Annotated in this window: 19 protein-coding genes and 1 riboswitch; of the genes, 11 read left to right on the top strand and 8 right to left on the bottom strand. The window is 75.1% G+C overall.

What is annotated here, in order from left to right:
* The first annotated feature begins 90 nt into the window (after window positions 1-90).
* Genes OO47_RS01920 through OO47_RS01910 form a run of 3 tightly spaced genes read left to right on the top strand, consistent with a single transcriptional unit; the run spans window position 91 to window position 4,951 of the window.
* Complete coding sequence (locus OO47_RS01920; RefSeq protein WP_030205567.1) at window positions 91-1,110, top strand: AAA family ATPase; 1,020 nt, start codon at window positions 91-93, stop codon at window positions 1,108-1,110.
* A complete protein-coding gene (locus OO47_RS01915) occupies window positions 1,110-2,465 on the top strand; it encodes a DUF58 domain-containing protein (protein WP_030205569.1) in 1,356 nt (451 codons plus the stop codon). The genes OO47_RS01920 and OO47_RS01915 overlap by 1 nt, the downstream gene beginning before the upstream one ends.
* Window positions 2,462-4,951 carry a DUF3488 and transglutaminase-like domain-containing protein gene (locus OO47_RS01910; protein WP_030205572.1) on the top strand — a complete coding sequence of 830 codons (2,490 nt, stop codon included), beginning with the start codon at window positions 2,462-2,464 and terminating at the stop codon, window positions 4,949-4,951. The genes OO47_RS01915 and OO47_RS01910 overlap by 4 nt, the downstream gene beginning before the upstream one ends.
* Window positions 4,952-5,156: 205 nt before the next feature.
* Here OO47_RS01910 and OO47_RS01905 read toward each other — a convergent pair whose 3' ends face one another.
* The 3 genes from OO47_RS01905 to OO47_RS01895 form a co-directional block, all read right to left on the bottom strand.
* Window positions 5,157-5,558: a DUF3040 domain-containing protein gene (locus OO47_RS01905; protein WP_030205574.1), complete on the bottom strand. Its 402-nt coding sequence runs from the start codon at window positions 5,556-5,558 to the stop codon at window positions 5,157-5,159.
* Between the two features lie 272 nt (window positions 5,559-5,830).
* On the bottom strand, window positions 5,831-6,619 hold the full coding sequence (locus OO47_RS01900; protein WP_033207734.1) for a class I SAM-dependent methyltransferase: 789 nt from the start codon (window positions 6,617-6,619) through the stop codon (window positions 5,831-5,833).
* A gap of 65 nt (window positions 6,620-6,684) precedes the next feature.
* Window positions 6,685-7,203 (bottom strand): SAV_6107 family HEPN domain-containing protein, encoded by a 519-nt coding sequence (locus tag OO47_RS01895; RefSeq protein ID WP_030205577.1) that lies wholly within the window; start codon window positions 7,201-7,203, stop codon window positions 6,685-6,687.
* Between the two features lie 164 nt (window positions 7,204-7,367).
* On the opposite strand from OO47_RS01895, the gene OO47_RS01890 reads away from it, so the two are divergent.
* From OO47_RS01890 to OO47_RS01870, 5 genes are all read left to right on the top strand, one after another.
* Window positions 7,368-8,333: an ATP-binding cassette domain-containing protein gene (locus tag OO47_RS01890; RefSeq protein ID WP_030205579.1), complete on the top strand. Its 966-nt coding sequence runs from the start codon at window positions 7,368-7,370 to the stop codon at window positions 8,331-8,333.
* Complete coding sequence (locus tag OO47_RS01885) at window positions 8,305-10,392, top strand: YhgE/Pip family protein (protein WP_030205585.1); 2,088 nt, start codon at window positions 8,305-8,307, stop codon at window positions 10,390-10,392. The genes OO47_RS01890 and OO47_RS01885 overlap by 29 nt, the downstream gene beginning before the upstream one ends.
* 43 nt (window positions 10,393-10,435) lie before the next feature.
* On the top strand, window positions 10,436-11,047 hold the full coding sequence (locus OO47_RS01880) for a TetR/AcrR family transcriptional regulator (protein WP_030205589.1): 612 nt from the start codon (window positions 10,436-10,438) through the stop codon (window positions 11,045-11,047).
* Between the two features lie 408 nt (window positions 11,048-11,455).
* Window positions 11,456-12,094: a DUF4126 domain-containing protein gene (locus OO47_RS01875; RefSeq protein ID WP_030205591.1), complete on the top strand. Its 639-nt coding sequence runs from the start codon at window positions 11,456-11,458 to the stop codon at window positions 12,092-12,094.
* Window positions 12,095-12,137: 43 nt separating this feature from the next.
* A complete protein-coding gene (locus OO47_RS01870; protein WP_030205593.1) occupies window positions 12,138-13,571 on the top strand; it encodes a phytoene desaturase family protein in 1,434 nt (477 codons plus the stop codon).
* Between the two features lie 22 nt (window positions 13,572-13,593).
* On the opposite strand, the gene OO47_RS01865 is transcribed toward OO47_RS01870, so the two are convergent.
* From OO47_RS01865 to OO47_RS01845, 5 genes are all read right to left on the bottom strand, one after another.
* Complete coding sequence (locus OO47_RS01865) at window positions 13,594-14,457, bottom strand: hypothetical protein (RefSeq protein ID WP_030205595.1); 864 nt, start codon at window positions 14,455-14,457, stop codon at window positions 13,594-13,596.
* Between the two features lie 54 nt (window positions 14,458-14,511).
* Window positions 14,512-15,429 carry a methylenetetrahydrofolate reductase [NAD(P)H] gene (gene metF, locus OO47_RS01860; RefSeq protein ID WP_030205596.1) on the bottom strand — a complete coding sequence of 306 codons (918 nt, stop codon included), beginning with the start codon at window positions 15,427-15,429 and terminating at the stop codon, window positions 14,512-14,514.
* A 198-nt stretch (window positions 15,430-15,627) separates the two neighbouring features.
* Window positions 15,628-16,281: a thiamine phosphate synthase gene (gene thiE, locus OO47_RS01855; protein ID WP_030205597.1), complete on the bottom strand. Its 654-nt coding sequence runs from the start codon at window positions 16,279-16,281 to the stop codon at window positions 15,628-15,630.
* Window positions 16,282-16,434: 153 nt separating this feature from the next.
* On the bottom strand, window positions 16,435-16,800 hold the full coding sequence (locus OO47_RS01850) for an Rv2175c family DNA-binding protein (protein ID WP_030205598.1): 366 nt from the start codon (window positions 16,798-16,800) through the stop codon (window positions 16,435-16,437).
* 76 nt (window positions 16,801-16,876) lie between these two features.
* Entirely contained in the window at window positions 16,877-18,040 is a 1,164-nt protein-coding gene (locus OO47_RS01845; protein ID WP_407696263.1) for an NAD(P)/FAD-dependent oxidoreductase, read from the bottom strand.
* Between the two features lie 145 nt (window positions 18,041-18,185).
* Window positions 18,186-18,298: riboswitch (TPP riboswitch) on the top strand.
* Between OO47_RS01845 and thiO the strand changes: the two genes are divergently transcribed.
* The 3 genes from thiO (at window position 18,296) to OO47_RS01830 (ending at window position 20,621) form a co-directional block, all read left to right on the top strand.
* Window positions 18,296-19,549, top strand: coding sequence for a glycine oxidase ThiO (gene thiO, locus OO47_RS01840; RefSeq protein WP_234323051.1), 1,254 nt, complete (start codon window positions 18,296-18,298; stop codon window positions 19,547-19,549). It overlaps the preceding riboswitch by 3 nt.
* Window positions 19,546-19,821 (top strand): sulfur carrier protein ThiS, encoded by a 276-nt coding sequence (thiS, locus tag OO47_RS01835; RefSeq protein WP_078489436.1) that lies wholly within the window; start codon window positions 19,546-19,548, stop codon window positions 19,819-19,821. Before thiO ends, thiS begins: the two co-directional genes overlap by 4 nt.
* A 5-nt stretch (window positions 19,822-19,826) precedes the next feature.
* Window positions 19,827-20,621 carry a thiazole synthase gene (locus OO47_RS01830; protein ID WP_030205605.1) on the top strand — a complete coding sequence of 265 codons (795 nt, stop codon included), beginning with the start codon at window positions 19,827-19,829 and terminating at the stop codon, window positions 20,619-20,621.
* Window positions 20,622-20,627 lie beyond the last annotated feature (6 nt).

Genomic DNA, 20,627 nt, shown 5'->3' with positions numbered 1-20,627 from the left:
CCACGCCAACAAGAATGCCCGGGTGGACACCTCACGAAGATCCCACCGGGGGCGGGTGTCCATGTGTTTCGGAAGGCCGAGGAGGGCCGGGTGACGACCTATGACGATCGAGCGAGCCTCACTGATCTGACCGCCACTGCGGAGCGCGTCCGCAGGTCGGTGGAGAGTGTGATCGAGGGCAAGCCCGAGGTCGTACGGCTTTCGCTGACCGTGCTGCTCGCCGAGGGACACCTCCTGATCGAGGACGTCCCCGGCGTCGGCAAGACCATGCTGGCCAAGACCCTGGCCCGGTCCATCGACTGCTCGGTGCGCCGCATCCAGTTCACGCCGGACCTGCTGCCCTCGGACGTCACGGGCGTGTCGATCTTCGACCAGCAGCGCCGGGAGTTCGAGTTCAAGCCGGGCGCGATCTTCGCCCAGATCGTGATCGGCGACGAGATCAACCGCGCCTCGCCGAAGACGCAGTCCGCGCTCCTGGAGTCCATGGAGGAGCGGCAGGTCACCATCGACGGGCAGACGTACGAGCTGCCCGGCCCGTTCATGGTGGTGGCCACCCAGAACCCGGTCGAGATGGAGGGCACCTATCCGCTGCCCGAGGCCCAGCGCGACCGCTTCATGGCCCGGGTCTCCATCGGCTACCCGAGCGCCGAGGCCGAGTTCCAGATGCTCGACGTGCACGGCGCGGTCAACCCGCTGGACGACCTCCAGCCGGTCGCGCACGCCCACGACGTCCTGAAGCTGATCGAGGCGGTGCGCGCGGTGCACGTCGCCGACGCCGTGCGCCGGTACGCGGTCGACCTCGTCGCCGCCACCCGCACCCACCCCGACCTGCGGCTCGGCGCCTCCCCCCGGGCCACGCTCCACCTGCTCCGGGCCGCCCGGGCCTCCGCCGCGCTCAGCGGCCGCGAGTACGTGCTGCCCGACGACCTCCAGGCGCTCGCCGCGCCCGTCCTCGCCCACCGGCTGCTGCCGACGGCGCAGGCCCAGCTGAACCGCCGCACCGCCGAGCAGGTCGTCCACGACATCCTGCAGCGCACCCCCGTACCGGCCGCGGCCCCGCCCGCCGGGCCGCTCTACGGCCAGCAGCAGCCCGGCGCCCGGCGGCTGTGATGAGCAGCGCCGCCGTGCCGGACGGGCCGCGGGGCGACGCCGACCGGGGCGGGCCGCGGGCCGCCCTGAGCGGCCTCACCACGCGCGGCCGGTCCTTCCTCGCCGCCGGGGTGGCCGCCGCCGTCTGCGCGTACGTCCTCGGCCAGGCGGATCTGCTGCGCGTCGGGCTGCTGCTCGCCGTCCTGCCGCTGATCTGCGTCCTCGTGCTGCACCGGACCCGCTACCGGGTCGCGACCTCGCGTCTGCTCACCCCCCAGCGGGTGGAGACGGGCACCGAGGCCCGGGTCCGGCTGCGGATGGAGAACGTCTCCAAGCTGCCCACCGGGCTGCTCATGCTCCAGGACCACGTGCCGTACATGCTGGGGTCCCGGCCCCGCTTCGTCCTGGACCGGGTCGAGGCGGGCGGGCGGCGCGAGGTGTCCTACCGGGTCCGCTCGGACCTGCGCGGCCGCTTCCCGCTCGGACCGCTCCAGCTGCGGCTGAGCGACCCCTTCGGGATGTGCGAGCTGACCCGCTCCTTCAGCGCGTACGACACCCTCACCGTCGTGCCCAGGACCGAGGCCCTGCCGCCGGTCGGGCTCTTCGGCGAGGCCGCCGGGTACGGCGAGGGACGGCAGCGCACGCTCGCCCTCGCCGGCGACGACGACGTCATCCCCCGCGCCTACCGCCACGGCGACGACCTGCGCCGGGTGCACTGGCGCTCCACCGCCCGCTACGGCGAGCTGATGGTCCGCCGCGAGGAGCAGCCGCAGCGGGCCCGCTGCACCGTCCTGCTCGACACCCGGGGGGTGGGCTACCGGGGCGCGGGTCCCGACTCCGCCTTCGAGTGGGCGGTCTCCGGCGCCGCCTCCGCGCTCGTTCACATGCTGGAGCGCGGCTACACGGTCCGGCTGCTCACCGACACCGGCAGCGCGGTCCCCGGCGAGGGGGGCGCCGAGGGCTTCGGCGGCGCGGTGCAGGACCCGGCCGACTCGGCCGGCCTGATGATGGACGCCCTCGCGGTCGTGGACCACTCCGAGGGGGCCGGTCTCTCGCGCGCCTCCGACGTGCTGCGGGCCGGCGGCGACGAACTGCTCGTCGCCTTCCTCGGCGACCTTGACGAGGAGCAGGCCTCGCTCGTCGCCCGGACCCGGGGGCGCGCCGGCGCGGCCGTCGCCTTCGTCCTGGACTCCGGCGCCTGGCTGAACGGCGGCCCGGTCTCCGGGGCGGCCGGGAACCGGGTGCGGCAGCTGCGCGAGGCGGGCTGGACGGCGATCGCCGTGCCGCCCGGGGCGCGGCTCCCCGACCTGTGGCAGCAGGCGGCCGGCGTCCACGCGGAGGCCGGCGCCGACACTCCCCACGGAGGGCGGGCATGAGCGGGCGCGCACGGCTAACGTCGGCCTCCTGGGCCGCCACCCTGATGGCGGCCGGAGCCCTGCTCCCGCTGGTCAAGCCGGCGACCTGGATCTTCACGGCGGCCTTCGTGCTCGCCCTGGTCAGCGGGGCGGGCACGCTGGTCCGGCGGTTCTCGTCGGCCCGGCCGCTGCCCCTCCTCGCCCAGACGGCGGTCGCGCTGCTCGCGCTGACCGCGATCTTCACCCCCGAGCAGGCGGTCCTCCGGCTCTTCCCCGGGCCGGAGGCCGTGACGCACGCCGTCGAGCTGTTCCGGGCGGGCGCCGAGGACGTCGGCCGGTACGCGGTCCCCGCGCCGGACACCGAGGGCATCCGGCTCATGCTGGTCGGCGGCACGGTCGTGATCGGGCTCCTGGTGGACGCCCTCGCGGTCACCTTCCGCAAGGCGGCCCCGGCCGGTCTGCCGCTGCTCGCCCTGTACTCGGTGGCGGCCGGCCTCTCCGGCGGCGGCGCGGGGTGGCTCTGGTTCCTCCTGGCGGGCACCGGCTATCTGCTGCTGCTCCTCGCCGAGGGCCGGGACCGGCTCTCGCAGTGGGGACGGGTCTTCGGCGGCGTCCAGCGCACCGGGCGGCCCGGCACCACCGTCGGCAGCGGCGGTCAGGACTTCGCGCCGGTCCGCACCGGGCGCCGGATCGGGGCCGTGGCCCTGGGGGTCGCGCTGGTGGTGCCGTTCGCGCTGCCCGGTCTGAGCGGCGGCCTGCTCGCGGGCGGGGGCGGCGGGGGGTCCGGGGGCGCCGGCAAGGGCGGCACGATCTCCACCGTGAACCCGCTGGTCTCCCTCCAGGACGACCTGCGCCAGCAGGACGACCGGGAGGTGCTGCGCTACCGGACCAACGCCTCCGACACCAGCGGCATGTACCTGCGGCTGGTCGCGCTCGACCGGTTCGACGGCCTCTCGTGGAAGTCCTCGGTCCGCCCGATCGAGGACGTGCCGGAGCGGCTGCCGTGGCCGGAGGGGCTCGCGCAGGGCGTCCGGGTCACCGAGGTGACCGGCAACTTCGTCGCCTCCGAGAACTACGAGCAGAAGTGGCTGCCGATGCCGTTCCCGGCCTCCCGGGTCGACGTCGAGGGGCGCTGGCGGTACGAGCCGGCCGGCCGGATGCTGGTCGGCGACGACAAGCAGACCACCCGGGGCGCCCGCTACCAGGTCACCAGCCTGGACGTGCGGCCGACGGCGGAGCAGCTGGCCGCCGCCGGGGCCGTCCCGGAGAAGCTGCGCCGCGAGTACACCGAGGTGCCCGCTTCCCTGCCGGCCGACGTGAAGGCGACGGCCCTGAAGGTGACCGGGGGCGCGCGCAACGACTACGAGCGGGCCGTGAGGCTCCAGGACTGGTTCGCCCGGGACGGCGGCTTCCGCTACGACGTGGACGTGCAGTCGGGCACCGGGGTGCAGGCGATCTCCCGCTTCCTGAAGGACAAGGAGGGCTTCTGCATCCACTTCTCCTTCTCGATGGCGGCGATGGCCCGCACGCTCGGCATCCCGGCCCGGGTGGCCGTGGGCTTCATGCCGGGCACGCCGCAGAGCGACGGCTCGGTGTCGGTCGGCATCCGGGACGCGCACGCGTGGCCGGAGCTGTACTTCGAGGGGGCGGGCTGGACGCGGTTCGAGCCGACCCCGGCGCGGGGCTCCACCCCGGCGTACGCCCGGCCGGCCACACCGTCGGGCTCGGCCACCGGGCCCGCGCAGCCGCAGCAGAGCGCCTCGGCGCAGCCGTCCGCCGCGCCGAGCGCCCCGGAGAGCTGCACGCCGCAGATGCGCAGGCTCGGTGAGTGCGGCTCGGAGCAGGCGGCGGTCGAGGCGGCCCCGGACGACTCCGGTCCCGACCTGCTGGGCACGGCCCTGGTCGTCGTGGGCGTGGCCCTGGTCCTGGTCCTGCCGCTGCTTCCGCTGTTCTGGCGGAGCAGGGCCCGCGCCCGGCGGCTCGGGCCGGCCGGGGCGTGGGACGCGGAGGAGGCGGCGGCCGTGCCGTCCGGACCGGCGCCCCCTGACGGGAGGCCCGGGCGGTCCTCGGCGCGGGGCGCCGGGGGGACGGCGGCACGGACGCTCGCGGTCTGGCGGGAGATCAACGACACGGCCTGGGACTACGGGGTCGAGCCGGACGAGTCGCAGACACCGCGCGGGGCGGCGGCGCGGATCGTGCGCCTGGGCGAACTGCGGGGCGAGTCCGCCGACGCGGTGCACCGGGTGGCACGGGCGGTGGAGGAGGTGCTGTACGCGCCCCGGCCGCAGCCGGTCGCCGACCTGGCCGAGGAGGCCGGTCGGGTCCGGGCGGGCTTCCACGCGGGCGCGAACCGTCGCACCCGTCTCCGCGCCCTGCTCGCCCCCCGCTCGGCGGTCCGGGTCCGCTGGGCGGCCTCGGCCCGCTGGGCGTCGGTGGCGGCCCGCTGGTCCGAGCGCCGCGACGCCCTGACGGCCCGCTTCCGGCGGGCACCGCACGGGGCGGGCTGAGACAGCCGGAAAACCGGAAAAGGGGGAGGGGCCGGAGTCCTTTCGGACTCCGGCCCCTCCCCCTTTTCGTACTGCTCGTACCGCCACGGCCCGCTGCACCGCCGGGCCCCGGCACGGACGAGCCCCGCAGGGCCGCTGCGCTCGGGAGCGCGGCTCTGCGGGGCTCGGTGTCGCCGGGGGTGCGGGGCTTCCGCTCAGGGGGCCGTCAGTGGCCGCCGCCCTGTTCGTCGCGGCGGCGCTGCCACCGCTCTTCGATCCGGTTCATCATGGGGCGTCGCTGCCGGGTCTGACGGCCGCCGGCCGCCGGTCCGCCCGGAACCTGCTGCTCGCCCGGCTTCGGCGCCTTGCGCCATCCGGTGACCGCCAGGACCGCGCAGCCCAGCATGACGAGGAATCCCACCACGCTGATCCAGATCTGCTGTGCGACCATTCCGGCCATGAGGAGCGCGATACCCACCAGGAAGCCGGCGACTGCCTGGTAAACCCGTCGCCGGGTGTACGTACGCAGTCCGCTTCCCTCGAGCGCTGTCGCGAACTTGGGATCTTCGGCGTACAGCGCTCGCTCCATCTGCTCGAGCATTCGCTGCTCGTGCTCCGAGAGCGGCACGGAGTCCTCCTAGTCGTCGGCCGCGGGGGCGACCGGTTTGCGGCCCTTTCAGGATAGGCAGGGAATCGCCCCCGTGAAACCCGCCCACAATGCCGAATAGCCAATCCGGGCCGCCATGCGGATCGGTTGCTGAGGTGTTGGTTCCCCGGGGCCCCGTCCGTCATGCCGGATGGTTTCCCCCGATCATACGGGGCCGGGGCCCGGACCGGGCGTGCTGTGGCGTACTCCATGGAGCGCCGCGGTCCGAACCGCCGAACGGGTGGCCTCCCGGGTCAGGCCCGCTTCTCGCCGAGGACGTGCAGCTGGGTGGCGACGGCGTGGAAGGAGGGCAGCTCGGCGGCGGCCGCCTCCAGCTTGAGGAGGGCCTCGGCCGCGCCCGGCTCGGTGTCGACCAGGACGCCGGGGACGAGGTCGGCGAAGACCCGGACGCCGTGCACGGCGCCGACCTCCAGGCCGGCCCCGTCGGCCAGCTCGGCGAGCTGCTCGGCGGTGAAGCGCCGGGGCACGGGGTCGCCCGCGCCCCAGCGGCCCGCCGGGTCGGTGAGGGCGTGCCGGGCCTCGGTGAAGTGGCCGGCGAGGGCGCGGGCCAGGACGGCGCCGCCGACCCCGGCCGCGAGCAGGCTGAGGCTGCCGCCGGGCCGGAGCGCGGCGGCGGCGTTGCGCACGCCCTCGGCGGGGTCGTCCACGTACTCCAGGACGCCGTGGCAGAGCACGGCGTCGTACCCCTCGCGCCCGACCACGTCGAAGAGGCCCCGGACGTCCCCCTGGACTCCGCTGACGAGCTCGGCGACGCCGGCCTCGGCGGCCCGGCGCTCCAGCGCGAAGAGCGCGTTGGGGCTGGGGTCGACGACGGTGACCCGGTGGCCGAGGCGGGCCACCGGCACCGCGAAGTTCCCGGAGCCGCCGCCCGTGTCGAGGACATCGAGGGCGTCCTTCCCGGTGGCCTCGACCCGGCGGTCCAGGGCGTCCTTGAGGACGTCCCAGACGACGGCGGTGCGCAGGGAGGCGCGCGACGGGCGGGAGGTCGCCTCTCGACCGAAGGCGGGGGAAGGGTCCGGCACGGCTGTTGACTCCTCGGTGACGGGTACGGACCTCCCACCCTATGGCCTCGGTGGCGCCTTTCGGATCACCCGCCCGCGTCGTCGCTCCCGGGGCCGCGGGGCAGTACCGGCCGGAGGGCGAGCAGCCGCTCGACCAGGCGCGAGAAGTGCTCGGCGTCCCGGAGGAGGTCGTCGGCCTCCCCGGGGGTGACGGCGCTCGTGATGCCCGCCTCGGCGCGGGCCCTGCGCGGCGCCCCGGCGGCGAAGTGGGCGCCCCACTCGGCCAGCTCGGGCGCCAGCTCGGCGAGGAGCTCCCAGGCGGTCCGTATGCGCTCCTTGCGGCGGGGCACGGGGTCGGGCGTGCCCCGGGCGGCGAGCACGGCCGCTGCGGCGCGCAGGGCGGCGAGGTGGGCGGTGGCGTACCGCTCGTGGGGGCGGTCGAGGGCGGCGGCCTCGGCGAGCCCGGCGCGGGACTTGGCGAGGAGGTCGAGGGCGGCGGGCGGGGCGGCGGTGCGGCGGGAGACGGGGTGGATGTCGGAAGCGGGTCCGGAGTGCGCGGGGACGGGGTGGCGCCGGGGTGCGGCTGCTGCGGATGGACGTGCCATGACGAAGCCTCCTGTCGTCGCGTGACGGCGCTGTGGCCGTATGCGTTCATCGTGCCCACCCCCACTGACAATCACGCTGACCTGCGGTTTCGCGAAGGGTTCGGCGCGGCTTTGCGAAGGGGGCGGCGCGAGGGTAGTTTTTGCACTGACCGGTCAGTTCAAAAATGGGGAATGGGGGTGGGCCCGTGGGCGCGGAAGCCGAGGAACGGCCGCACGGCGCCGCCGTCGTCGCGGACGGCTTCGGACTGAAGGGACCGCGGGGCTGGGCCTTCCGGAAGGTGTCCTTCCGGGCGGAGCCGGGCTCGCTGGTGGCGATCGAGGGGCCGTCGGGCTCGGGGCGCACCTGTCTGCTCCTCGCGCTCACCGGCCGGATGAAGGCCAAGGAGGGGCACGCCGAGGTCGGCGGCCTCCCGCTGCCCCGGAAGATGGCCGCGGTGCGCCGGATCAGCGCGCTGGGCCAGGTCCCGGGCGTCAACGAACTGGACCCCGCCTTCACGGTCGCCGAGCACCTGCGCGAGCGGGCGCTGCTCCAGCGCCGCTTCGACGGCTCCGTGCGGGCGCTGCTGCGGCGCCCCGGTACGCGGGCGGCGGAGACCCGGGCCCGGATCGAGGAGGCCGTGACGGCCGCGGGCCTCGACCTCGACGCCCTGCCGAAGGGCGGGCGGACCTCCGTACGGGACCTGGAGCGGCTCGAAGCGCTGCGGCTCTCGATCGCCCTCGCGCTGCTCGGGCGCCCCCGGCTGCTCGCCGTGGACGACACGGACCTGAAGCTCTCGGACGCGGCCCGGACCGAGGTCTGGGCGCTCCTGCGCTCCCTGACCGCCGCCGGGACGACCGTCCTCGCCGTCTGCAGCGAGGCCCCGGAGGGCGCGCTGCGGATCACCACGGAGGCGCCCGAGGCGCCCGGAACCCCGGAGGCCCCCGAAACCCCCGAGGCGCCCGGAACCCCGGAGGTGCCCGAGGCTCCCGCGAAGGTCTCCACGGAGAAGGCCGCCGACGCGCCGGAGGACACCGCCCCGGAGGACACCGCCGGGGCGCCCCGCACCGACACCGACACCGGCGCGGGCGACCCCGCGTCCACGACCGAGGAGGGGGCGGCCGATGCGCTCGCCGAAACTGGCCGCTCTTGAGCTGAGGCGCTTCGGCAGGGGCAAGCTGCCGCGCGCCGCGCTCGTCGCGGTCCTGCTGCTGCCGCTGCTGTACGGCGCCCTGTACCTGTACTCGTTCTGGGACCCGTACGGCAGGCTCGACAGGATCCCCGTCGCCCTCGTCAACGAGGACCGGGGCGCCACCGCCGACGGCAAGGCGATCAACGCCGGCGACGACATCACGAAGGGGCTCCTGGAGAGCGAGACCTTCGCGTGGCACCGGGTGAGCGACGAGGAGGCGCGCAAGGGCGTCGAGGACGGGACGTACTACCTGTCCCTGACCATGCCCGGCGACTTCAGCGCGCGCATCGCCTCCAGCTCCGGCGACTCCCCCGAGACCGGCGCCCTCCAGGTGCGGACGAACGACGCGAACAACTACATCGTCGGGCAGATCTCCCGGACGGTCTTCTCCGAGGTGCGCACCGCCGCCTCCACCAAGTCCTCGCGCACCTTCCTCGACAAGATCTTCATCTCCTTCTCCGACATCCACGACGCCACCGAGAAGGCCGCCAAGGGCGCGGCCGACCTCAAGCAGGGCGTGGACAGGGCCAAGAAGGGCTCCAAGAGCCTGGCGGACGGCCTCGGGGACGCCAAGACCGGCAGCGGCGACCTGGCCGAGGGCCTGAAGAAGCTCGACAAGGGCGCCAAGGAGCTGGAGAGCGGTTCCCGCAAGGTCGCGAACGGCACCCAGTCGCTCGCCGACAAGGTGAACGGCACCGCCGACAAGGTCCGGCCCTATCTGGCGAACAACGGCAAGTCGATCCGCGACACGGCCCGGCTGGTCTCCGACTCGGCCACCGCCGTCCAGCACAACCTGGACATCCTGGTGAAGCGGGGCCCCCAGCTCCGCACCGCCGCGCACAAGGCCGACGAGGAGCTGGCCGCCCTGCACCGCGAGGAGTGCACGGAGGCCCCGGAGCCCGACGCGCGCGCGTGCAAGGTCCTCCAGCGGGCCGCGGTCACCGCCGCCGACGTGGCCGTCATCGCGGACGACGTGCACGAGCTGACCGAGGACGGCAACGGCGACCTGAAGACGCTGAACGCGCGCCTGGTCACGCTCAAGAAGCAGGCCGACGAGCTGGCCGCCCGCGCCCCGCACCTCGACCGGGACGTCGAGGACGCCATCCGGAAGATCAACGAGCTGAACACGGGCGCCAGGAAGGTCGCGGCGGGCGCGGAGAAGCTGCACACCGGCATCGGCGAGGCGAAGACCGGCTCGGTGAACCTCGACGCCGGCGTCGGCAAGCTCAAGAAGGGCGCCGGCGACCTGGACGGCGGCCTGTTCAAGCTGGCCGACGGCTCCGGCGAGCTGGCCGGCGGGCTGCGCGACGGGGTCGGGCAGATCCCGGACTACGACCAGCAGGCCCGCGACAAGCGCACGGAGGTCATGGCCGACCCGGTGCGGCTCGCCTCCCAGTCGATGCACAAGGCGCCGAACTACGGCACCGGCTTCGCCCCGTACTTCATCCCGCTCTCCCTCTGGGTCGGCGCGATGGTCGCGTACATGATCATCCAGCCGCTGAACCGGCGCGCGCTCGCCGCGGGCGGCTCCGCCTGGCGGATCGCGCTCGCGGGCTGGCTCCCGGTGGCGGCGATCGGGCTCCTCCAGGTCGCGGCCCTGATGTCGGTCCTGCACTGGGGCCTCGGCCTCCAGATGGCGCGGGCCGCCGGCACGGTCGGCTTCCTCGCCCTGGTCACCTGCTGCTTCACCGCGATCATCCAGTGGTTCAACGCCCGCTTCGGCGCGGCGGGCCGGATCCTGGTGCTCGCCGCCCTGATGCTCCAGCTGACCTCGGCGGGCGGCACGTACCCCGTCCAGACCAGCCCGGCCTTCTTCAACGCGATCCACCCCTTCCTGCCGATGACGTACGTGGTCGAGTCGCTGCGCCGGCTGATCACGGGCGGCGGGCTCGAACCCGTCTGGCAGTCCTGCGCGGTCCTGGCGGCGTTCACCGTGGGCGCCCTGGCCCTGACCGCCGTCTCGGCCCGCAGGCGGCAGGTCTGGACGCTGGACCGGCTCCACCCCGAACTGACCCTGTGAGACAGGACCGGTACCACCCGTGACACCTGTGAGAATCGACCCCATGGACAGCAGCAGCACCAGACGCCGGGCCACGCGCGCGAAGCTCTATGAAGCGGCCGTCACGCTCATCGCGGAGCAGGGCTTCTCCGCGACGACGGTGGACGAGATCGCCGAGCGGGCCGGCGTGGCCAAGGGCACGGTCTACTACAACTTCAAGAGCAAGACCGAGCTCTTCGAGGAGCTGCTGCGCCACGGGGTGTCGCTGCTCACCGCCTCCCTGCGCACGGCGGCCGAGGAGACCGCCGGGCGCGGCGGGAGCCGGGTCGACGCGCTGGACGCGATGATCCGGGCGGGCCTCGTCTTCATCGACCGCTACCCGGCCTTCACCCAGCTGTACGTGGCCGAGCTGTGGCGCACCAACCGGGCCTGGAACTCCACGCTCCTGGTGGTCCGCCAGGAGGCGGTCGCGGTGGTCGAGGGGGTGCTGCGCGAGGGGGTGGAGGCCGGGGAGCTGAGCGAGGAGATCGACGTCCAGCTGACGGCGGCGGCGCTGGTCGGCATGGTGCTCGTGGCCGCGCTCGACTGGCAGGCCTTCCAGAGCGAGCGCTCCCTCGACGACGTCCACGCGGCCCTCTCCCGACTGCTGCACGGGCGGGTGGGCGGCCGCCGCTGACCGGCCCTCCGCTTCTCCACGCGCGCGTGGAGACGGAAAGGCGCCCGGACAGGAAAGCACCCGGACAGGAAAGCACCCGGCACGAAAAGCGCTCGGGGACGGGACGCGCCCGGGCGCGAAGAGCATCCGGGCACGGAAGAAGCCGGTGCGATGAGGCTCGATCCCCCCGAGCCTCGCCGCACCGGCTTCCCGTCGCACCCCCCGTGCCGGAAGGCGCACCCCCGTGCCCCCGTGCCCTCCGCCACCGTCAGGCGCACGGCCCCGTTCCGCCGCCCCGTGCCGGCGGTCCCGGAGCCGCGCCCCTTCCGTGGGCTCCACTCTCTCCTCCGGACCCCGCCGGCCCCATCCGCGCGCCTACTCATCTCGCGCCCTAGGTACGGGTACTCAGTCCTGGTTACGATCGCGGACGTGTCCGTACTCCCCCTGGTGTTCACCAGCGGCTGGGCGAGCGGGATCAACGCGTACGCGGTGGTCCTGCTCTTCGGCCTCTTCGGCGCGACCGGGCTGACCGACGAGGTGCCCGAGTCCCTGCAGCGCACCGACGTCCTCGTCGTCGCGGGCGTGCTGTTCCTGTGCGAGGCGGTGGCGGACAAGATCCCGTACGTCGACTCGGTGTGGGACTCCGTCCACACCGTGATCCGGCCGGTCGCGGGGGCCGTCGTCGGCGCCCTGCTCGCCGGGCAGGACGGGTCGCTGCCGGAGCTGGCGGCCGCGGCGGTCGGCGGGTCGACGGCCCTCCTGAGCCACTTCGTCAAGGCGGGGACGAGGATGGCGGTCAACACCTCGCCGGAGCCGTTCTCGAACGTCGGGGTGAGCCTGGCGGAGGACCTCGGGGTGGCGGCGGTCGTCACCTTCGCGCTCTTCCATCCGGTGGCGGCGGCGGTCGTCGCGGGCGTCCTGCTGCTCCTCGGCCTGGTGACGATCGCCTTCCTCGCGCAGCGGATCCGGCGCTTCCTGCGCCGCAGGTCGCAGCGCCGGGAGGAGAAGCGGATCGCCGCCGGGGCCCGCACCCCTCCCCCGCCCGACGACGGGCCGCGGCGCCCCTGACCTCTTCCCGGGGGTGTCGGAGGGGCCGGATAGGCTCGCCGGCATGGCACGGATTGTGGTGATCGGCGCGGGACTCGGCGCCATGGCGGCGGCGGCCCGGCTGGCCGTGGCGGGCCACCGGGTGACGGTGTACGAGCGGGGGCCGACGCACGGCGGCGCGGTGGGCCGGTACGCGCGCGACGGCTTCGCCTTCGACACGGGCCCGGGGCTGCTGCACCTGCCCGCCGTGTACCGGGACCTGTTCGTGAAGACGGGCAAGGAGCCCCTGGAGGAGTGCGTCGCGCTGACGCAGGTCGATCCGGCGGCCCGTCACGTCTTCGCCGACGGCACGCGCGTGGACCTGCCGAACGCCTCCCGGGCCGGCACGGTCGCCGCCCTGGACGCGGCGCTCGGCGCGGGCGCGGGCGAGCGCTGGGGCGACTTCCTGACCCGGGCCCGCGAGGCCTGGGACCGCACCCGCCGGCCGCTCCTGGAGGAGCCGCAGCCGGCCGACCCGGCGCCGCTCGCCCGCGAGCCGTACCCGGCCCCGAAGGCGGGCCTGCTGCGCCGCCCGACGAGGACGCTCGCCCAGGTCGGGGCGCGGGAGCTGCGCGATCCCCGGCTCGCCGCCCTGCTCGACGCGTACGCGTGGGCGTACGGCTTCGACCCGGCCGGCGCCCCGGCCTCGGCCGCCGTCCTGCCGTACATGGAGCAGACCTTCGGCAGCTGGTACGTGGCCGGGGGCCTGCGGGCGCTGGCCGACGCGGTGTACGAGCGGTGCCGGAAGCGGCGGGTGGAGTTCGTCTTCGACACTCCGGTGGTGGACGTCCTGGAGAAGGACGGCCGGGCGGTCGGCGTGCGGCTGGACGGGGGCGGGGAGGTCGCGGCCGACCACGTGGTCTCCGGGGCGCCGGTGCCGGCGCTCTACCGCGACCAGGTCGTGGAGTGGGAGCGCGGCGAGGACTGGCCCCGTCACCAGGTGCTCGGCACCGGCCGGGTGACGGTCTGTCTGGCCCTGCGCGGCGCGCGGGAGGCGGACGCGGTCCACCGCACGGTGGTGCACGCGGAGGGCGGCGGTCCGGCGGTGACCGTGCTGCGGCCGGACGACCCGGCGCTGCGGCCGGACGCGGACCACGAGGCGGTGACGGTCACGGCGACCGTCCGCACGGCTCCGGGGCAGGAGTGGGAGGCGTTCGCCGACCGGATGGTCGAGGCCGCCGGGCGGGCGGTGCCGGGCCTGCGGGACCGGCTGCTGTGGCGGCACGTCCGCACCCCGGAGGACGTACGGCGGGACACCGGCGCCGCCGAGGTGCCCGGGCCCGCGCTCGCGGGGGCGGGCGGGCGGCTGCTCCCGGCCGCCAACCGCTCGCCGCTGCCGGGCCTGTACTTCGCGGGCGGCTGGTCGCACCCGGGCGGCGGGCTCGCCCACGCGGGCATGTCGGGCGCGCTGGTGGCGGGACTGATCGTGGAGGGCGCGGACTTCCGCGGCTCGCAGTGACCCCCCGCGGGCCGCGCGGGTCTCAGTAGCGGTACTGCCCGTCCTGGTGCGGCTCGTGGCCGTACGGCCCCGGTGCCCGCTGTCCCGGGTCCGGCTCGGTGTCGCGCTGCTGCGGGACCCAGACCCCGCCGGGCGGGGTGTCGTAGGTGTACGAGGGGGCGTAGGGGTCGCCGTAGTACGAGCCGTACTGCTGGGCGTCCGCGCCCGGGCCGATGTACGGGTCGGAGTAGGCGGCGTACTGCTGCTGCCCGGGGGCCCCGTAGTCGTACCCCTGCTGGTGGACGGGCTGTTCGTACCCCTGCTGCTCGTATCCCCGCTGGTCGTACCCCTGCTGGTCGTACCCCTGCTGGTCGTGTCCCGTCGCGTAGGGGGCGTAGGCCGCCGGGTCGTATCCGGCACCGGGACCGGCGGCGGGGGCGGTGTCGCGGTCGGTGCCGTAGACCCCGTACTGGCCGGTGTCCTCGGGCATCGGCAGCGGCTCGTAGACCGCCGTGCTCTCGGCGGCCGCCTCCGGGTGCTCCCCGGGGCCGTGGTGGCCGGCGCCCGGCTCGTCGTACGAGAGGTCGGTGACCTCCAGGGTGGGCCCGGTCCGGTCCGGCGCGCCGGACCTGCGGCGGCGGCTGGCGCCCGGGTTGCCGCCGATCGCCCAGCCGGTGGAGAAGCCCCGGCGGAACGAGAGCGTCACGTAGGTCTGGCCGACGGCGAAGGCGAGCGCGCCGGCGACGATCACCGGGACCGAGGGCAGCAGGACGCCCAGGACCACGAAGAGGAAGCCGCAGAAGGCGAGCACGCGCCAGCGCAGCCGCGCCTTGTACTGGAGGAGCACCTCCCCCAGCAGCCACAGCGCGACCACGCCGAACGCGATGTAGAGGACCGTCCACCCCATGCCCCGCCGCCCCTCTCCACGGTCACCGCCGCGGGTCGGGGCGGGTACGACCGGTCACGACTGCTGGTGCAGTCCGAGATTCTCGTAGATCTCGAGTGTCGCGGTGGAGCTGTTGAGCGTGATGAAGTGCAGCCCGGGGACGCCCTCGGACAGCAGACGCGCGCAGAACTCCGTCGCGAACTCGATACCGATGGAGCGTACAGCGGCGGGATCGTCCTTGACGGCGAGGATGCGCTCTTTCACGCGCGCCGGGAAGGCCGCGTTGCTCAGCTGGGGCAGCCGGTCGAGGGTCTTGACGTTCACGACGGGCATGACCTCGGGGATGATCGGGGTCTCGCAGCCCGCCCTGACCACGCTGTCGCGCAGCCGCAGGTAGTTCTCCGGGTCGAAGAACATCTGGGTGATGGCGTAGTCGGCGCCGGCGCGGCACTTGTCCACGAAGTGCCGGATGTCCGTGTCCCAGTCGGTGGAGCGGGGGTGCATCTCGGGGAAGGCGGCGACGCCGACGCAGAAGTCGCCCGACTCCTTGATCAGCCGGACCAGGTCGGCGGCGTACCGGACCCCCTCCGGGTGCTCGATCCACTCGCCCAGCGGGTCGCCGGGCGGGTCGCCCCGGAGGGCGAGCATGTTGCGGATGCCGGCGTCGGCGTACTGCCCGAGGATGTTGCGCAGTTCGGCGACGGACTGGCCGACGGCCGTGAGGTGCGCGACGGGGGTGAGGGTGCTGTCGGAGGCGATCTTCTGGGTCGCCTTGACGGTGCCGCCCCGGGTGGTGCCGCCGGCGCCGTAGGTCACGGAGACGAAGCTGGGGCCGACCGCCTCGACCCGGCGCATGGCCCTCCAGAGGCTCTGCTCGCCCTTCTCGGTCCGGGGCGCGTAGAACTCGAAGGAGTACGACGTGCCGCCGGAGGCGAGGATGTCGCGGACCGTGCGGGCACGGTCCGAGCGGACGGAAGCGGTACCAAGGGCCATACCGGCAGGTTAGACGGGGGGTGGCGGGCCGCGTACGGCCTGTCCGATCGGTGGACACTTTTTCGGACACGTCCCGGCCGATCCGGCACCGGCCGTCCGGGTCGTGGACGGGGGCGGACGCCCGCGGGACGGCGCACGGGCCCGGTCCCGGGCGGGTCCCGGCCTCAGCGGGTCCCGGTCCCGGCGTCCCGGCGTGTCTCAGCCCTCGACGCGCTCCCGGACCCGCTCGGCGAGGGCGGCGGTCGCGGCGGCCGGGTCGTCGGCCTCGGTGATCGCCCGGACGACGACGATCCGGCGCGCGCCCGCGTCCAGGACCTCGTCGAGGTTGGTCCCGTCGATGCCGCCGATGGCGAACCAGGGGCGGTCCTGGGCCAGGCCGGCCGCGTACCGCACGAGGTCCAGCCCCGGTGCGTACCGGCCGGGCTTGGTGGGGGTGGGCCAGCAGGGGCCGGTGCAGAAGTAGTCGACGCCCGGTTCGGCGGCGGCCGCGGCCACCTCGGACTCGGCGTGGCAGGAACGACCGATCAGGATCCCGTCACCGAGGATCGCGCGGGCGGCGGGGACGGGCAGGTCTCCCTGGCCGAGGTGGAGGACGTCGGAGCCGATGGCGTGGGCGACGTCGGCCCGGTCGTTCACGGCCAGGAGCTTTCCGTGCCGGCGGACGGCGTCCGCGAGGACGGCCAGGTGCTCCAGCTCCTCGGCGGCCTCCATGCCCTTGTCGCGGAGCTGCACGACGTCCACGCCGGAGGAGAGCACGGCGTCGAGGAAGGCGGGCAGGTCGCCCTGGCGCTTCCGGGCGTCGGTGCACAGGTAGAGCCGGGCGTCGGCGAGCCGTTCGCGAGGCGTGGGCATGGGTGGGTTCCCCCCGTCGGTGGCGCCGGCGCCGCGGCGGCCGGTCGTCGGGACCGGCCCCCGTCGGCGCCGACTGGTGGTGTCTTCGAGGCGCGCGCCGGAGCGGTGCGCCCCGGAACGGTACGTGCCGGGGCGCGTGTCACGCGGAGCGGGTCAGACGGCGAGCGCCTGGGCGCGGCGCTTCACCTCCGTGCCGCGGTTCTCGCCGAGCGCCTGCGCGGGCGTGCCCGGCAGGCTCTCGTCCGGAGTGAAGAGCCACTCCAGCATCTCCTCGTCGGTGAAGCCGTCGTCCCGCAGCAGGGTCAGGGTGCCGGTGAGGCCCTTGACGACCTTGCCGTCCTGGATGAAGGCGGCGGGCACCTGGAGCGCGTTGTTCTCTCCGCGGCGCACGGCGATGAGCTGGCCCTCCTTGACCAGCTGCCGCACGCGCGTCACCTCGACATCGAGCATCTCCGCGATGTCGGGCAGGTAGAGCCAGGCGGGGACGAGAGCATCGATCTTTGCGTCAATCTCGGTCACGTGACAAGCCTGCCATCCCGGACCGACAGCCGGTAGTCGGGCCCGGGAGGCATCACGCCGATCGGACGAAACGCCCCTACCGGACCGCCGCCTTCAGGGGCACGGAGGGGTCCGCCGCGCGGACCGGGTCGACCGGGACGGCGGCCTCGATCAGCTTCCGGCCCTGGGCCAGGTCGCGGGGGCGGCCGACGGCGAGGAGGGCGACCGGCACCCCGGCGCGCAGCCAGAGCACCGACCAGGCCTCGTCCGCCGGGTCGCCGCGCCACAGCAGCTCGTCCGCGCCCGCGTGGTGCCCCGCGTACTGGACGAAGCGCCCGAACTGCTCGGACCAGAAGTACGGCACGGGGTCGTACGGCCCGGGGTCGGCGCCCGTGATCGCGGCGGCGACCGCGCGCGGGCCCTGGAGGGCGTTGTCCCAGTGGTGGACGAGAAGGCGCTCGCCGTAGCGGGCGGAGGGGTAGGAGGCGCAGTCCCCGACCGCGTACACGTCGGGCAGGGAGGTGCGCAGCCGGTCGTCGGCGGTGACGGCGCCGCTCGGGTCGAGGGCGATGCCGGAGCCGGCGAGCCAGCCGGTGGCGGGGCGGGCGCCGATGCCGACGACGACGGCCTCGGCAGGCAGTTCGCGGCCGCCGGCGAGGCGGACCCGGCCGGGTTCGACGGCGTCCACGCGCGCGTGGGTGAGGAGTTCGGCGCCGTTCGCCCCGTACCACTCGGCCATGGGGGCGGCGACCTCGGCGGGCAGGGTGCCGGCGAGCGGGAGGTCCGCGGCCTCGACGACGGTGACGGCGCAGCCGGCCCCGAGCGCGGCGGTGGCGAACTCGGCGCCGATCCAGCCGGCACCGACGACCACGACGGCGTGCCGGCGCTCCAGGACGGGCCCGAGGCGCACGGCGTCGTCGAGGGTGCGGAGCAGGTGGACGCCGGGGACGCCCTCGGAGCCGGGCAGGGTGACCGGGTGGGCGCCGGTGGCGACGACCAGGACGTCGTACGGGACGGGTCCGGCCTCGGTGTCGACCTCGCGGTCGGCGGCGCGCAGCCCGGTGACGTCCACGCCGAGCCGGAGTTCGACGCCCAGGTCCTCGAAGTCGACGTCGAAGGCGGAGTCCTCGGCCTTCCCGAGGAGGACCGCCTTGGAGAGCGGGGGCCGGTCGTAGGGCTGGTGGGGCTCGGCCCCGATGAGGGTCACGGGGCCGGTGAAGCCCTGCTCGCGGAGGGCGACGGCGGTCTGGACGCCCGCCATCCCGGCGCCGACGACCACGACGCGCCGCTGGGTCTGCTTCTGCTCGCTCACACGGCCACCTTATGCAACTGACGGGCCGTCAGGTCGGGTGGGGGTCACGGGCCCCCTCGTGACGGACCCGCGGCGGAAGCTAGTCTGGCGGGCGTAAAGCACTCGCGGGAGCCCGGACGCACCGGGCTGAGAGGGAGGCTGGCCGGCCTCCGACCGTACGAACCTGATCCGGGTCATGCCGGCGAAGGGAGGGGCTGGACGCCCATGCGTTCTTCCGACACACCGAGGTCTTCCGCCGCACGAGAGTCCTCCGGCGCCCGGGGACCCTCCCGGGCACGGGGGTCCTCCGGCGCCCGCGAGGCCCACGACGTCCTCGTGGTCGGGGGCGGCGTCATCGGTCTGGTCACGGCCTGGCGGGCCGCGCGGCGCGGGCTGCGCACCGCCGTCGTGGACCCCGAGCCGGGCGGCGGGGCCGCGCGGGTCGCGGCCGGGATGCTCGCCGCCGTCACCGAGCTGCACTACGGCGAGGAGACCCTGCTCGGGCTCAACCTCGCCTCCGCCGCCCGCTACCCGGCCTTCGTCGCCGAGCTGGAGGAGGCCACCGGCCTGGACGTCGGTTACCGCGCCTGCGGCACCCTCGCCGTCGCCCTGGACGCCGACGACCGGGCGCACCTGCGCGAGCTGCACGCCCTGCAGACCCGCTGCGGGCTCGCCTCGGAGTGGCTGAGCGGCCGCGAGTGCCGCCGTCTGGAGCCGATGCTGGCGCCGGGGGTGCGCGGCGGTCTGCGGGTCGACGGCGACCACCAGGTGGACCCGCGCCGGCTCGCCGCCGCGCTCGTCGTCGCCTGCGAGCGGGCCGGGGTGGTCTTCCACCGGGCGCTCGCGGAACGGCTGACGGTACGGGGGGACCGGGCGCGCGGCGCGGTCCTCGCCGGGGGCGAGGAACTGGAGGCGGGGCAGACCGTGCTCGCGGCGGGCAGTCTGAGCGGACGGTTCGCGGGGGTGCCGGACGAGGTGCTTCCGCCGGTGCGCCCGGTGAAGGGCCAGGTCCTGCGGCTGCGGGTGCCGGCCGCGTACGCCCCCTTCCTCTCCCGGACCGTCCGGGCCGTCGTGCGCGGCAGCCACGTCTATCTGGTGCCCCGCGAGAACGGCGAGCTGGTCGTCGGCGCCACCAGCGAGGAGCTGGGCTGGGACACCACGGTGACGGCGGGCGGGGTGTACGAGCTGCTGCGCGACGCCCACGAGCTGGTGCCCGGGATCACCGAGCTGCCGCTCACCGAGACCCTGGCCGGGCTGCGCCCCGGCTCGCCCGACAACGCGCCGCTGCTCGGCCCCACCGCCCTGCCCGGCCTGCACCTGGCCACCGGCCACTACCGCAACGGGGTGCTGCTGACCCCCGTCACCGGCGACGCCCTGGCCGAGGCGCTGACCACGGGCGCCCTGCCCGACGAGGCGCGCCCCTTCACCCCCCGCCGTTTCTCCCCCGCCCCTCCCGTACGTCAGGAGCAGCCCGCATGAGCGCGAACCCGCCCGCCGAAGACGCGACCGTGAACGTGAACGACACGACCGTGAACGTGAACGACGCGGCCGTGACCGTGTCCGTGAACGGGGAGGCCCGCGCGCTCTCCGGCCCCCTCTCCCTCGACGCCCTCGTCGCGACCCTGACCGCGGCCCCCTCCGGGGTGGCCGCCGCCGTCAACGAGACGGTGGTCCCGCGCGGCGAGTGGGCCTCGACGCTGCTCGGCGACGGGGACCGGGTGGAGGTCCTCACCGCGGTGCAGGGGGGCTGAGCGCGATGTCCGACGACGTGTTCGTCCTGGGCGGTACGGAGTTCTCCTCCCGTCTGATCATGGGCACCGGCGGGGCGCCCAGCCTCGACGTCCTGGAGCGCTCCCTGGTCGCCAGCGGCACGGAGCTGACCACGGTAGCCATGCGGCGCCTGGACCCGACCGTGCAGGGCTCGGTCCTCTCCGTCCTGGACCGGCTCGGCATCCGGGTCCTGCCCAACACGGCGGGCTGCTTCACGGCCGGCGAGGCGGTCCTGACCGCCCGGCTCGCCCGGGAGGCGCTCGGCACCGACTGGATCAAGCTGGAGGTCGTCGCCGACGAGCGGACCCTGCTGCCGGACGGCGAGGAGCTGCTGAACGCGGCGGAGACCCTGGTGGACGACGGCTTCACCGTCCTGCCGTACACCAACGACGACCCGGTCCTCGCCCGGAAGCTGGAGGACGTGGGGTGCGCGGCGATCATGCCGCTGGGCTCCCCCATCGGCTCCGGGCTCGGCATCCGCAACCCGCACAACTTCCAGCTGATCGCGGAGCGGGCGGGGGTGCCGGTGATCCTGGACGCGGGGGCCGGGACGGCGTCGGACGCGGCGCTCGCGATGGAGCTGGGGTGCGCGGCGGTGATGCTGGCGTCGGCCGTCACCCGGGCGCAGGAACCGGTCCTGATGGCCTCGGCGATGCGGCACGCGGTCGAGGCGGGCCGGCTCGCCCACCGGGCCGGCCGCATCCCGCGCCGCCACTTCGCGGAGGCTTCCTCGCCGGTGGAGGGCCGGGCGGACCTGGACCCGGAGCGCCCCGCCTTCTGAGCCCGG

Origin of the sequence: Streptomyces bikiniensis (assembly GCF_000716625.1) — a bacterium.
GTDB classification, from domain to species: domain Bacteria; phylum Actinomycetota; class Actinomycetes; order Streptomycetales; family Streptomycetaceae; genus Streptomyces; species Streptomyces bikiniensis.
The sequence above is the reverse complement of the archived record's forward strand: the minus strand, read 5'-3'. Positions and strand labels throughout refer to the sequence as shown.

Coding starts and splice junctions, on each gene's coding strand:
- OO47_RS01915 (WP_030205569.1), top strand. CDS start 1,110: ATGAGCAGCGCCGCCGTGCCGGACGGGCCGCGGGGCGACGCCGACCGG.
- OO47_RS01890 (WP_030205579.1), top strand. CDS start 7,368: ATGGGGAATGGGGGTGGGCCCGTGGGCGCGGAAGCCGAGGAACGGCCG.
- thiE (WP_030205597.1), bottom strand. CDS start 16,281: ATGCCCACGCCTCGCGAACGGCTCGCCGACGCCCGGCTCTACCTGTGC.
- OO47_RS01865 (WP_030205595.1), bottom strand. CDS start 14,457: ATGGGGTGGACGGTCCTCTACATCGCGTTCGGCGTGGTCGCGCTGTGG.
- metF (WP_030205596.1), bottom strand. CDS start 15,429: ATGGCCCTTGGTACCGCTTCCGTCCGCTCGGACCGTGCCCGCACGGTC.
- thiO (WP_234323051.1), top strand. CDS start 18,296: ATGCGTTCTTCCGACACACCGAGGTCTTCCGCCGCACGAGAGTCCTCC.
- OO47_RS01910 (WP_030205572.1), top strand. CDS start 2,462: ATGAGCGGGCGCGCACGGCTAACGTCGGCCTCCTGGGCCGCCACCCTG.
- OO47_RS01880 (WP_030205589.1), top strand. CDS start 10,436: ATGGACAGCAGCAGCACCAGACGCCGGGCCACGCGCGCGAAGCTCTAT.
- OO47_RS01885 (WP_030205585.1), top strand. CDS start 8,305: ATGCGCTCGCCGAAACTGGCCGCTCTTGAGCTGAGGCGCTTCGGCAGG.
- OO47_RS01830 (WP_030205605.1), top strand. CDS start 19,827: ATGTCCGACGACGTGTTCGTCCTGGGCGGTACGGAGTTCTCCTCCCGT.
- OO47_RS01870 (WP_030205593.1), top strand. CDS start 12,138: ATGGCACGGATTGTGGTGATCGGCGCGGGACTCGGCGCCATGGCGGCG.
- OO47_RS01845 (WP_407696263.1), bottom strand. CDS start 18,040: ATGGCGGGCGTCCAGACCGCCGTCGCCCTCCGCGAGCAGGGCTTCACC.
- OO47_RS01895 (WP_030205577.1), bottom strand. CDS start 7,203: ATGGCACGTCCATCCGCAGCAGCCGCACCCCGGCGCCACCCCGTCCCC.
- thiS (WP_078489436.1), top strand. CDS start 19,546: ATGAGCGCGAACCCGCCCGCCGAAGACGCGACCGTGAACGTGAACGAC.